The 12,723-nt window shown below is 68.0% G+C and carries 8 protein-coding genes; 6 read left to right on the top strand and 2 right to left on the bottom strand.

Annotation, left to right across the window (positions count from 1 at the left end):
• Nucleotides 1-9 precede the first annotated feature (9 nt).
• The gene (locus WAF18_RS04645; protein WP_337244094.1) at nt 10-3,192 is read right to left on the bottom strand and encodes a YadA-like family protein; all 3,183 of its coding nucleotides are present in this window, start codon (nt 3,190-3,192) and stop codon (nt 10-12) included.
• 1,489 nt (nt 3,193-4,681) lie between these two features.
• Here WAF18_RS04645 and WAF18_RS04640 point away from each other — a divergent pair.
• The 6 genes from WAF18_RS04640 (at nt 4,682) to coaE (ending at nt 10,642) form a co-directional block, all read left to right on the top strand.
• Nucleotides 4,682-5,251, top strand: coding sequence for a recombinase family protein (locus WAF18_RS04640; RefSeq protein WP_337244093.1), 570 nt, complete (start codon nt 4,682-4,684; stop codon nt 5,249-5,251).
• 192 nt (nt 5,252-5,443) lie between these two features.
• On the top strand, nt 5,444-5,821 hold the full coding sequence (locus WAF18_RS04635; RefSeq protein WP_337244092.1) for a hypothetical protein: 378 nt from the start codon (nt 5,444-5,446) through the stop codon (nt 5,819-5,821).
• Between the two features lie 202 nt (nt 5,822-6,023).
• A complete protein-coding gene (gene pilB, locus WAF18_RS04630) occupies nt 6,024-7,748 on the top strand; it encodes a type IV-A pilus assembly ATPase PilB (RefSeq protein ID WP_337244091.1) in 1,725 nt (574 codons plus the stop codon).
• Between the two features lie 221 nt (nt 7,749-7,969).
• Complete coding sequence (locus WAF18_RS04625; RefSeq protein WP_337244369.1) at nt 7,970-9,130, top strand: type II secretion system F family protein; 1,161 nt, start codon at nt 7,970-7,972, stop codon at nt 9,128-9,130.
• A 3-nt stretch (nt 9,131-9,133) separates the two neighbouring features.
• Entirely contained in the window at nt 9,134-9,997 is an 864-nt protein-coding gene (locus tag WAF18_RS04620; RefSeq protein ID WP_337244090.1) for an A24 family peptidase, read from the top strand.
• Between the two features lie 12 nt (nt 9,998-10,009).
• A complete protein-coding gene (coaE, locus tag WAF18_RS04615) occupies nt 10,010-10,642 on the top strand; it encodes a dephospho-CoA kinase (protein ID WP_337244089.1) in 633 nt (210 codons plus the stop codon).
• 905 nt (nt 10,643-11,547) lie between these two features.
• Here coaE and WAF18_RS04610 read toward each other — a convergent pair.
• On the bottom strand, nt 11,548-12,498 hold the full coding sequence (locus tag WAF18_RS04610; RefSeq protein WP_337244088.1) for a Nudix family hydrolase: 951 nt from the start codon (nt 12,496-12,498) through the stop codon (nt 11,548-11,550).
• Nucleotides 12,499-12,723: the final 225 nt, after the last annotated feature.

The raw sequence follows: 12,723 nt of genomic DNA, 5'->3' as shown, positions 1-12,723 counted from the left end.
GTCAACGCATCACCACTGATAGCCGACGCTCACGCCTGCACCGGTCTTGTCGCGGGTGTTGACGGTGGCACCGCCCTTGAACACCCAGTCGCCGTCTTCCGAGACGCGCGACACGCCGACGGCCAATGCGCCTTCGCCGTCGTACCCGCCGAGCGAGGCCGAGACCATGCTCTTACCCGGGTCGGTGGGCTGCGGCATCATCGCCATCGCCATCGCACCTGCGATGCCGGCGTTGGTGTTGCGCTCGATCTGGTCGACACGGTGTTCGACCGCACGCAACTGACGCATGTTCGCCGCGTCCGTATCGGCGATACCGTCGGCCACGTTGACGATGCGACGCTCATGGCCAGGCGAACCCACCGACACGGTGTTGGGCTGGTCGGCAATCGACCCTGCCCCCAACGCGACCGAGTTGGCGCCGCTGGCCACCGCACCCGCACCGATCGCGGTGCCCTGGTTGCTGGCCGACGAGCCCGAACCGATGGCCGTGGTCTTGTCGCCGTTGGCGTTGGAGTCCGAACCGACCGCGGTCGCGCCGTTGCCGTTGGCATTGGAGCCGCCGCCAGCCGCCAGGCTGCCGTCGCCGTCGGCCTTCGCCGGCGGACGCGGGGCGCCGCCGCCGGTGTCGCCACCGCCGCCGATCAGGCTGCCGCCGCCGGTGCCGATACTGCTCAGCGCCGTGGACAGCGAGGCCAGACCGGTCGAGGTCGAGGTCGACAGCGAACCCAGCTGACGGCCATTGACCGCATCGGTGCTGTCGCTCGCCAGCGACCCGTCGGAGACGTTGGTCAGACCGACCGTCCCGGTCGCCGACGTGCCGCCGAGCGTCGCCTTGGTGTGCGAGGCATCGTCGTACTGCACCGCGTTCGCCGCACCACCCCCGTTGACCGTCAGGTTGGCGATCGCAGTCGAGGTCGAGGTCGACAGCACGTTGAGGTTGAAGTTGGTCGTGCTCAGGCTCGTCGACAGCGCGCCCAGCTGGCTGCCGTTGACCGCATCCGTGCTGTTGGCCGCCAGCGAACCGGCCGCAACGTTGTTCAACCGCACCGGGGCCTGGGCAGCGGCGCCGCCGAAGGTGACCGCGTCGTGGTTGACGTCGTTGTACTGCACCGCGTTGAAGCCGCTACCGCCCGCCGACAGATTGGCGAAGGCGGTCGAGGTCGAGGTCGACAGCGAGAACAGCTGGCTGCCGTTGACCGCGTCCGTGCTGTTGGCGGTGAGCGCACCGGCCGCCACATTGGTCAGCCGCACCGGCGCCGTGGCCGACGTGCCACCCAGCGTGACGATCGAGCGCGAGGCGTCGTTGTACTGCACCGCGTTGGCGGCCCCGGTCGACAGGTTGGCGAACGCCGTCGAGGTCGAGGTGGACAGCGAGCCCAGACCCGTGGAGGCCGAGGTCGACAGCGCGGCCACGGTGCTGTTGGTCGAGCTCAGGCCGGTGGACAGCGAACCCAGACCGGTCGAGGTCGAGGTCGACAGCGAACCAAGCTGGCTGCCATTGACCGCATCGGTGCTGTCGGCGGCGAGCGAACCGGCCGCGACGTTGGTCAGCCGCACCGGCGCCGTGGCCGACGTGCCGCCCAGCGTGACCGCCGTACGCGTCGCGTCGTTGTACTGCACCGCGTTGGCGCTCACGGTCGACAGATTGGCGAACGCCGTCGAGGTCGAGGTGGACAGCGAGCCCAGACCGGTCGAGGCCGAGGTGGACAGCGAGCCGAGCTGGCCGCCGTTGACCGCATCCGTGCTGCCGGCCGCGAGCGAGCCGTCCGCGACATTGGTCAGCTTCACCGGCGCGGTCGCCGAAGCGCCGCCCAGCGTGACCGACGAGTGCGAGGCGTCGTTGTACTGCACTGCGTTCGCACCCACCGTGGACAGCGAGGCAAACGCCGTCGAGGTCGAGGTGGACAGCGAGCCCAGGCCGGTCGAGGACGAGGTCGACAGCGATGCCACGGTGCTGTTGGTCGTGCTCAGGCCGGTGGAGGTCGAGGTGGACAGCGAACCGAGCTGGCTGCCGTTGACCGCATCGGTGCTGTCGGCGGCGAGCGAGCCGGCGGCCACGTTGGTCAGCCGGACCGGTGCGGTCGCGGTGGTGCCACCCAGGGTGACGGCCGAACGCGAGAAGTCGTTGTACTGCACGGCATTCTCGGTGCCGCCGGTCTGGAGGTTCGCGAACGCCGTCGAGGTCGACGTGGACAGCGAGTTCAGATCGAAGCGGGTCGTGCTCAGGCCGGTAGAGGTCGAGGTGGACAGCGAACCGAGCTGGCTACCGTTGACGGCATCCGTGCTGTCGGCGGCGAGCGAGCCGGCGGCCACGTTGGTCAGCCGCACCGGCGCGGTCGCGTTGGTGCCACCGAAGGTGACCGCGGTGTGCGTGCCGTCGTTGTAGACCACGACGTTTTCGCTCAGCGTCGACAGCGAGGCGATCGTGCTGTTGGTCGAGCTCAGGCCGGTGGACAGCGAGCTCAGGCCAGTCGAGGTCGAGGTCGACAGCAGACCGAGCTGGCCGCCGTTGACGGCGTCCGTGCTGCCCGCCGCCAGCGAACCCGCCGCGACGTTGCTCAGCTTCACCGGCGTCGTCGCGCCGACACCGCCGAGCGTGACCTGGCCATGCGAAGCATCGTTGTACTGCACCGCGTTCGCGGCGACGGTCGACAGCGAGGTCACCGAGCTGTTGGTCGTGCTCAGGCCGGTGGACAGCGAGCCGATGCCGGTGGACAGCGAACCCAGGCCCGTGGAGGTCGAGCTCGACAGCGACGCGAGCGTGCTGTTGGTCGTGCTCACACCGCTCGACAGCGAGGTGACCGTGCTGTTGGTGGTGCTCAGGCCAGTGGAAAGCGAGCCGACGCCCGTCGACAGCGACGCGACACCGGTCGAGGCCGAGGTCGACAGCGAGAACAACTGGCTGCCGTTGACGGCATCGGTGCTGGTGGTCGCAAGCGCGCCCGGCGCCACATTGGTCAGGCGCACCGGTGCGGTGGCCGACGCGCCGCCCAGCGTGACCGCCGTGCGCGCCGCGTCGTTGTACTGCACGGCGTTGCCGCCGCCCGTACCGCCATTGCCGATCGCCGTCGACAGCGAGCTGATGCTGGTCGAGGTCGAGGTCGACAGCAGGTTGATGCCTTGATAGGCGGCGTTGAGCTGGCTGCCGTTGACCGCATCGGTGCTGGCCGCGTTGACGCGGCCGGCCGCCACATTGGTAATGGTACGTTTCTGGGCGTACTGATCAGTTCGAGTGTTACCCACACTAAAGTTGGCAGTTGGTGCGCCACCCGCGAAGCTATACGCTGTGCCGCCGACCACCATTGCACTCGTCGCAACTGCGGGAGCTGCCTCCGACATGTACCCCACAGCGGCATGGCGGTCTCCATTGGCAGTGGCGCCCGCCCCAAGCGCCACGGCGCTGTATCCTATCGCCTGAGCGCCATAACCCATGGCGATCGCACCCGTCTGCTCGGCCCTGGCAGTAGCCCCTAGCGCGATATTTGCTGAACCCAGCGCCTGGGCGGCATAGCCTAACGAAACAGCGTTGTTGAACGAGGAATTAGCCTGCTGGCCAATCGCAACGGAGCTGATGCCGCTTGCATTGGCCTGCTGACCCAACGCAACCGCGCCACTCCCCAACGCCTTGGCCTGATAGCCGGTCGCGATCCCGTAGGCGCCAGTGACGTAAGACTCCCGGCCCATTGCGACACCGTAATTGCCATTGCCTTCCACGACTGCGAGCGCACCAACAGCAACGGCGCTTTCGCGCATTGCCCTAGCCTGCCCACCGAAGGCGCTGCTGTTCGGGCCATTGGCCTGGGCCGCGTAGCCCACACCCGTGGTCGCGTTGGCGGTTGCACGGGCACCACTACCTATGGCGACACCAGCGTTGCCATTCGCGAGGGCATCATTGCCACATGCGACTGCGTTCCCGAAATTTCCACCCCTACCGACAACCTGCCCTGTCGCGTTCTGACAGAAAGCATCGACGGCCATCGCCGCCTGCGGCACCGCAAACATCGCACCCGTCAGCAACAGCGCCTGCGATCCCCACAGGGCGCAGCGCAGTGCGGTGGTGAGCCTTGCGTCGGACGGGGCACCGACGACACCAGTCACCACGGCGGCCGCGCCTTCAGCGCTGGCCAGTTCGGACGTCACGACCACTTGTTGCAGTGCGCGACTCCATTTCTTCTGATAGATCCTGTTCAATTTCGCGTCCTCACATCTTGTTGTTTTTAGACAATCGTCATAGGACTGCCGACGCGCTCTGGCGGGCAGTGGTCGTTTTTGCTTTTTTTCGGGCAGACACACGCATGCGCTCCGTCGCCCTCTCCAGGGAAAGACGTGAGCCACTTCGTATGTCCTGTCGATTCATGCCGCGGCGCATCGCAAGATGCCGACCTGCTAAGCAAATGAATGCGGACTTGCCCCTTCTCGCACTACTCTTCTGTTAATCTATAACGCCCAACTCGAAAGGAAATAAAATGCAAGAATTGGTGAAACTTCGAGTCTTTTGCGGCGAAAGGGAACCCTTGTGCAAAACTGAAATCGCCCGCAATATGGACGGGCGAAAGTAAGGGCGTAGTTCGCATTAAGGATTCGGCGCAGCCGAAATGGACACAGGGAGGAAAGGGTTCCCTTGTGTCAACAGGGAGTGTCGCCCACGGGGACTGGCGAACACGGAGGCTGCGCGGTAGGCATGAGATTTCTAGGCTATGCGCGAGTCTCGACTGACGAACAGAACGTCACCCTGCAGCTGAGCGCCTTGAAGGCCGCCGGCTGTACCGAGATCTTCACTGATGAGGGCGTGTCCGGCGGCCTGCGGTCGCGCCCCGGACTCGATGAACTGCTTGCCAACGCCCAAGCCGGCGACACGTTGGTGGTGTGGCGGCTGGATCGTCTGGGCCGGTCGTTGACCCACCTCGTGGACCTGCTGGCCAGCCTGGGGCAGCGACAGGTCCGCTTCCGCTCGCTGTGCGAGTACATCGACACCGACTCGTCGGGCGGCCGGCTCGTCTTCCACATGATGGCGGCGCTGTCGGAGTTCGAGCGCTCGTTGATCAGCGAACGCACGCGCGCCGGGATGGCCGCGGCGCGCGCACGGGGACGCCATATGGGACGCGCCCGCTCGCTGTCGCGGGACCAGCGCGAGGAAGCCCGCAAGCTGGTGCTGTGCGATCACCTGACACACCGGACGGTGGCCCAGCGCTTCAACGTGCATCCACGCACGATCGCGCGGTTGATGGCACGCGACGACACCGACGGGTAGCGCTGCCGCGCGACGGGATCGTCTGCAGAGCCGGGACATGACGCCCTGGCGATGCCGGTGTGTGCGTGATTTTCACGGATAGCGCCAAGTCCGTGCATTTATTTCACGGCTGCATGCATTAACTTCCGGGGGAAAGCGCGGGATCGATAAGATGTCGCCTTTCGTGCGACGCACGCGCCTGAGCTGCCGCCAATGAAGCCGTCCTGGCTGCCCTTATCCATCGCCGCGCTTGCCGGTTTTGCACTCTGGAGCGTGGTGTCACTGTCGATGGGCGGCGGCGAGCCGTGGGATGCGGAGCGCTACTGGACGCTTGCCTGCCCTGCGGCGCTTGCGTTGTCGCTGGCCCTCGGCCTGGCCTTCCCGATACGCGCGTGGTGCTGGGGCGCGATGGTGATGCTCGCGCAGGTCCCGGTGGTGATCGCGGTATCGGGTGTAGGCCCGCTGCTGGCAGCTGGCGTGGTGTATGCCGCCCTGCTCGCCGTGCCGGCGATGTTGGCGTCCGCACTCGGCGGCTGGTGTCGGCGCCGGTGGCTGAGACACACCCACCGGTCGCCGCGCGCTCGTCGCTAGCGTCCGATACGCATTCTCGCAACCCAAACCGGGGTCAGAGTGCAATTTCGCGTGGCGAATTGCACTCTGACCCCGGTTTTGGCGACCAAGCCTCATCCCTACAGATCGGCCTCGCCGATGGGCGAGCGACCTGGCGGGCCACGATGCGCCGCCGCGACGCCGGTTGCAGTAGAGTGCCCGCGGTCCACCGCAGAGCAATCAGATGAGCGTCCAACCCGGCCCCAATCTCGTCGGCATCACCGGCATCGCCCGCCGCCTAGTCATGGACGGTGCGCTGGACGAAGCGGCCGCGCGTGAGGCACTGGACAAGGCCACCGCGGCGCGACGCAATGTCGCAGGCTACCTGCGCGAGCACAAGCTGGTCAGCGCGGCACAGATGGCGGCGGCGTTGTCGGTGGAGTTCGGCATGCCGCTGTTCGACCCGGCGGCGATGGCGCCGCAGGCGAGCGCCGTCAAGCTGGTCAGTGAGGAACTGCTCAACAAGCATGCGGTGCTGCCGCTGTTCCAGCGCGGGCCGCGCCTGTTCGTGGGTACCGCCGATCCGACCAACACCCTGGCGCTGGACGACATCAAGTTCCAGACCAATCTCACCGTCGAGCCGATCCTGGTTGATGAGGACAGCATCCGCCGCACCTTGGAGTTGTGGCTGTCGAGCTCGGATTCGCTGGCCGGCGCGCTGGACGATGCCGAAGGTCTCGAGAGCCTGGATGTGGGCAACGACGAGGACGGCGGCCGGATCGAGAACGTCGTCGACGGCAAGGACGATGCGCCGATCGTGCGCTTCGTCAACAAGGTGCTGGTCGATGCGATCAAGCGCGGCGCCTCGGATATCCACTTCGAGCCCTACGAGACCGACTACCGCGTGCGGCTACGCGTCGACGGCATGCTCAAGCTGGCGGCCAAGGTGCCGGTCAAGCTCAACCAGCGCATCGCCGCGCGCCTGAAGGTGATGGCGCAGCTCGACATCGCCGAGAAGCGGGCGCCGCAGGACGGGCGCATCAAATTGAACCTGTCCAAGACACGACAGATCGACTTCCGCGTGAGCACGCTGCCGACGTTGTTCGGCGAGAAGGTGGTGCTGCGTATTCTCGATGCCAGCGCCGCGAAGCTGGGCATCGACAAGCTGGGCTATGAGCCGGACCAGCAGAAGCTGTTCCTCGATGCGATCCACAAGCCTTACGGCATGGTGCTGGTCACCGGCCCGACCGGCTCGGGCAAGACGGTCTCGCTGTACACGGCGCTGGGCATCCTCAACGATGAGACCCGCAATATCTCGACCGTCGAGGACCCGGTCGAGATCCGCTTGCCGGGCGTGAACCAGGTGCAGCAGAACGAGCGCCGGGGCATGACGTTCGCCGCGGCGCTGCGCGCGTTCCTGCGTCAGGACCCGGACGTGATCATGGTCGGCGAAATCCGCGACCTGGAAACCGCGGAGATCGGCATCAAGGCGGCGCAGACCGGCCATATGGTGCTCTCGACGCTGCACACCAACGACGCGCCACAGACCATCGCGCGCCTGATGAACATGGGCATCGCGCCGTACAACATCGTCAGCTCGGTCACGCTGGTGATCGCCCAGCGACTGGCGCGGCGGCTGTGTCCGCGCTGCAAGCAGCGCGTTGTGCTGCCCGACCATGCGCTGCTCACCGAAGGCTTCACCGAGGAGCAGGTCCGCGCGGGCGTGGAGATCTACGAGCCGGTGGGCTGCGATGAATGCACCAACGGCTACCGCGGACGCGTGGGCGTGTACCAGGTGATGCCGATGAGCGAGCAGATCCAGACGATCGTGCTTCAGGGCGGCAACGCGATGCAGATCGCCGAGGCTGCGCAGCGCGCGGGGGTCAAGGACCTGCGCCAATCGGCGCTGGAGAAGGCCCGTCAGGGCCTGACCAGCCTGGCCGAGATCAACCGCGTCACCAAGGACTGATCCCCACCCGGGGCCCGCGGCGTCGAGCGCCAGGGGCCGGTTTTCGCTACCATGCGGCCATCCGTCCGGCGAGGGACACGCCGACCCCTGGGGAACGTTCCATGTCGACCTCACGCACCGCGGCCCGCAAGACTGTCCGCGCTTCGAACGCGACGCCGGCGCAAGCCGGGGTGACGCTGCGCCTGTTCGCCTGGGAGGGCACGGACAAGCGCGGCATCAAGATGAAGGGCGAGCAGCAGTCCAAGAGTGCCAATCTGTTGCGCGCCGAGCTGCGTCGCCAGGGCATCCAGCCGACGCTGGTGCAGCCCAAGCGCCAGCCGCTGTTCGGCGGCGCCGGCAAGGCGATTTCCGCGCGCGACATCGCGATCTTCAGTCGCCAGACCGCGACGATGATGAAGTCCGGTGTGCCGGTGGTGCAGGCGCTGGAGATCATCGGCAACGGCCAGAAGAACCCGCGCATGAAGCAGATGGTCGACGGCATCCGCGTCGACATCGAGGGCGGTGCGTCGATCTTCGAGGCGCTGAGCAAGTATCCGGTGCAGTTCGACGAGCTCTACCGCAACCTGGTGCGCGCGGGCGAGTCGGCCGGCGCTCTGGAAACCGTGCTCGACACGATTGCCTCGTACAAAGAGAGCATCGAGTCGATCAAGGGCAAGATCAAGAAGGCGCTGTTCTACCCGGTCGCGATCATCGGCGTGGCCATCCTGGTCTGCGCGATCCTGATGGTGTTCGTCGTGCCGACGTTCCGTGAGACCTTCGAGAGCTTCGGCACCGACCTGCCGGCGTTCACCGAGCTGGTGTTCGGCATCTCGGCGATGATGGTGAAGTGGTGGTGGCTGATCGCGATCGTCGTGTTTGCGTCCGCGTTCGGTTTCATGTTCGCGTTCAAGCGCTCCCCAGCACTGCAGCACGGGGTGGATCGCATGCTGCTGCGTCTGCCTGTGGTCGGCCGGGTGTTGCACAACTCGTCGATCGCGCGCTTCGCGCGCACGCTGGGCGTGACCTTCAAGGCCGGCGTGCCGCTGGTCGAGGCGCTGGATTCGGTGTCGGGCGCGACCGGCAGCTCGGTCTACGAGCACGCAGTGCTGCGCATGCGTGACGATGTGGCCGTGGGCTATCAGCTCAACATGGCGATGCGGCAGACGGCCCTGTTCCCGCACATGGTGGTGCAGATGACCGCAATCGGCGAGGAGGCGGGCGCGCTGGACACGATGCTGTTCAAGGTGGCCGAGTTCTACGAAGAAGAGGTCAATAACGCCGTCGATGCGATCTCGAGCCTGATCGAACCGTTCGTGATGGTCATCATCGGCACCCTGGTCGGCGCGATCGTGATCGCGATGTACCTGCCGATCTTCAAACTCGCGATGGCGGCGACCGGCTGACGCATGGCTTTTCTCGATCACAACCCGGCCCTGGGCTATCCCCTCGCCGCCGGCCTCGGCCTGCTGGTGGGCAGCTTCCTCAACGTGGTGATCCTGCGTCTGCCCAGGCGCCTGGAATGGCAGTGGAAGCGCGACAGCCGCGAGATCCTCGGCGAGCCCGACCTCTACGACCCGCCGCCCCCCGGCATCGTCGTCGAACGCTCGCATTGCCCGCATTGCGGGCATCAGTTGTCGTGGTACGAGAACATCCCGGTGGTCAGCTGGCTGGCGCTGCGCGGGCGCTGCCGCAGCTGCAAGGCGCCGATCTCGGTCCAGTACCCGGCGATCGAACTGCTGACGATGCTGCTGTTCACGGCCTGCGTGTGGCGGTTCGGCTTCGGCTGGCAGGGCTTCGGCGCGCTGGTGCTGACCGGCTTTCTGGTGGCCCTGTCCGGTATCGATGCGCGCACCCAACTGTTGCCCGACTCCTTGACTTTGCCGCTGATGTGGCTGGGGCTCATCGCCAGCCTCGACAATCTGTACATGCCGGCCAAGCCCGCCCTGCTGGGCGCGGTGGTCGGCTACGCCAGCCTGTGGTCGGTGTGGTGGCTGTTCAAGCAGGCGACCGGCAAGGAGGGCATGGGCCACGGCGACTTCAAGCTCTTGGCTGCGCTCGGCGCCTGGTGCGGGCTGGCCGGGCTGCTGCCGATCATCCTGCTGTCGGCGGTGACCGGCGCGATCGTCGGCTCGATCATTCTCGCGGTGCGCGGACGCGACCGGGCCACGCCGATCCCGTTCGGACCGTATCTGGCGGTGGCCGGCTGGGTGACCTTCATGTGGGGCCACGACCTGACCGCGTTCTACCTGCGCGTGTCCGGGCTGAAGTAGCGCACTGCCACGATGGGCGCGCTGGTCATCGGTCTCACCGGCGGCATCGCCTCGGGCAAGTCCGCGGCCACGGCGGCGTTCGAAGCGCGTGGCATTGTCGTCGCCGACGCCGACCTCGCCGCGCATGCAGCGGTCGCACGCGGCAGCGAAGGCCTGGCAGAGGTCGTCGCGGCCTTCGGCGCCGAGGCCCTGGCCGCCGACGGCAGCCTTGATCGCCCTGCGATGCGGCGACGGATCTTCGCCGACTCCGACGCCCGTAAGCGCCTGGAAGCCATCCTCCATCCGCGCATCCGGCTCGCTCTGCAGACCGCTTGCGAGGCCGCCACGGGTCCGTATGTGATCGCGGCGATCCCGCTGCTCGCCGAAGGCGGACGCGCCCACTACCCGTGGCTCGATCGCGTGCTGGTGATCGACGTGCCGGTGGCGGTCCAATTGGCCCGCCTGCTCCGCCGCGACGGCATCGACGAAACGCTGGCCCAGGAGATGATCGCCGCCCAGGCGACCCGCGAGGCGCGTCTGGCGATCGCCGACGATGTCATCGTCAACGACGGCAGCCTGGCCGACCTGGACGCCCGCATCGGCGAGCTCGACACCCGCTACCGCGCCCTCGCCGCGACGCGCGCGGGGGGATTGGCGGCAGGCTGATCGACGACGCGCTGCGCGCTGCAGGGCCGCCGCAACAAGCCCCCTCCCCCCACCCGGCGCCAGGGCGCCGGCCTCCCCCGCACCCGGGGGAGGCGACCCGAGCACGCAGCACGCAGCCAACCCCGCGCGGACACTGCTTTGCTCCTTCCCCCGCACGCGGGGGAAGGTTGGGATGGGGGCGCCTTTCCCGCAACAAGCCCCCTCCCCCCACCCGGCGCTAGGGCGCCGGCCTCCCCCGCACGCGGGGGAGGCGACCCGAGCACGCAGCACGCAGCCAACCCCGCGCGGACACTGCTTTGCTCCTTCCCCCGCACGCGGGGGAAGGTTGGGATGGGGGCGCCTTTCCCGCGACAAGCCCCGCCCCCACCCGGCGCCAGGGCGCCGGCCTCCCCCGCAGGCGGGGGAGGCGACTCCAGCACACAGCGCGCGGCCAACCCCGCGCGCGGAGACACTGCTTTGCTCCTTCCCCCGTTCTACGGGGCATTGCGCCCTTCACGGGTGGAAGGCTGGGATGGGGGCGCTTTCCCGCGACAAGCCCCGCCCCCACCCGGCGCCAGGGGCGCCGGCCTCCCCCGCAGGCGGGGGAGGCGACTTCAGCACGCAGCGCGCGGTTCGAATACAGCGCGCACGGATACTGCTCTGCTCCTTCCCCCGTTTTACGGGGGAAGGCTGGGATGGGGGCGCTTTCCCGCGACATGCCCCGCCCCCACCCGGCGCCAGGGCACCGGCCTCCCCCGCAGGCGGGGGAGGCGACTTCAGCACGCAGCGCGCGGCCAAATCCCGCTCGCGCCGACATTTGCTCTTGCCCCTTCCCCCCGCACGCGCGGACATTTGCTTTGCTCCTTCCCCCGTTCTACGGGGCATTGCGCCCTTCACGGGTGGAAGGTTGGGATGGGGGCCGCGTCTCAAGGGATCCCGGGCCAGAGGCTGCGGATGGCGGCGATGCCTTGGGCGCCGTGGCGTCGGGCGGTTTGGATGTCGGCGGGGGTCATGCCGCCGATGGCGTAGATCGGCAGGGCGCTGTGTTCGCGCAGGCTGGCGAAGGCCGGCCAGCCGATGCCGGACTGGCCGGGGTGAGTGGCAGTCTCCGAGACGGGTCCCAGCACGACGAAGTCGCAGCCCAGACGAGCAGCGTGCCCGAGGTCGTCGGCGTCGTGGCAGGAGGCGGCGAGCGGCAGGCCAGGGGCGATCGGACGTATCGCGTGGTCGCGCAACGCAGCGGCCTTGAGATGCAGGCCGACGCCCGCAGCCTGGGCCAGCGTCGGCGGGCCGTTGAACAGCAGTTCGGCGCCGCGCCGGCGGCAGCGTGTGGCCGCCTCGGAGAGCAGGCGGGCCTGCCGGTCCGGATCGATACCCGGCAGGCGCAGTTGCACGCGGCGGATGCCGTTGCGCAAGGCCTCGTCGAGGCTGCGTAGCCAGGCGGCATCGTCGTCGCCGGGCGGCGGGGTGACGAGGTAGCGATCGGGGGCCTGCAGGGCGGCCACAACGGGCAGGTCGGCGGGCGGCATCGAGTAGCGACCGAGCTTGTCGGGCGCGACCCAGGTCAACGCCTGGCCTTCGCGGCCCTTGGGGGTGCCCTGCCATTGGGCGACATGGCGGACGTCGAGCCGCAGGCGCTTACTGGGATAGCGCTGTGGCACCACCACCAGTGGCGCGCCGACGACGATCTGGATGCCGAGCTCTTCATCGAGTTCGCGCGCCAGCGCCGCTTCCGGGGTCTCGCCCGGCTCGCATTTGCCGCCGGGAAACTCCCACAAGCCCGGCATGTCGCGACCCGGCGTGCGCCGGGACAGCAGGATGCGGCCGCGCTTGTCGGTGATGACCCCGGCGACGACTTCGACGACGCGTTCGCTCATGCCTCTGATTTCGACGTACAGGGGGTCGAGATTAGGGAGGCGACGGCGGCTTGCCAAGCGGTCGAGGCGGCTGGTCTCGCCGGGGCATGTCAGCCTCGACGCCCGGCATGGACCGCTGGCACATCGAAATCTGTGACGGATCCACTCCACCGCGATCGCCTGCCCCACGCGGCAGCCGAGCCCTGGGCCCAGCGACGCGAAGCGCTCAGGACTGCGCGTCGGGAG

It is taken from the genome of Luteimonas sp. gir, assembly GCF_037198055.1.
Lineage (GTDB): Bacteria > Pseudomonadota > Gammaproteobacteria > Xanthomonadales > Xanthomonadaceae > Luteimonas > Luteimonas citri_A.
This window is presented reverse-complemented; position numbering and strand designations above follow the sequence as displayed.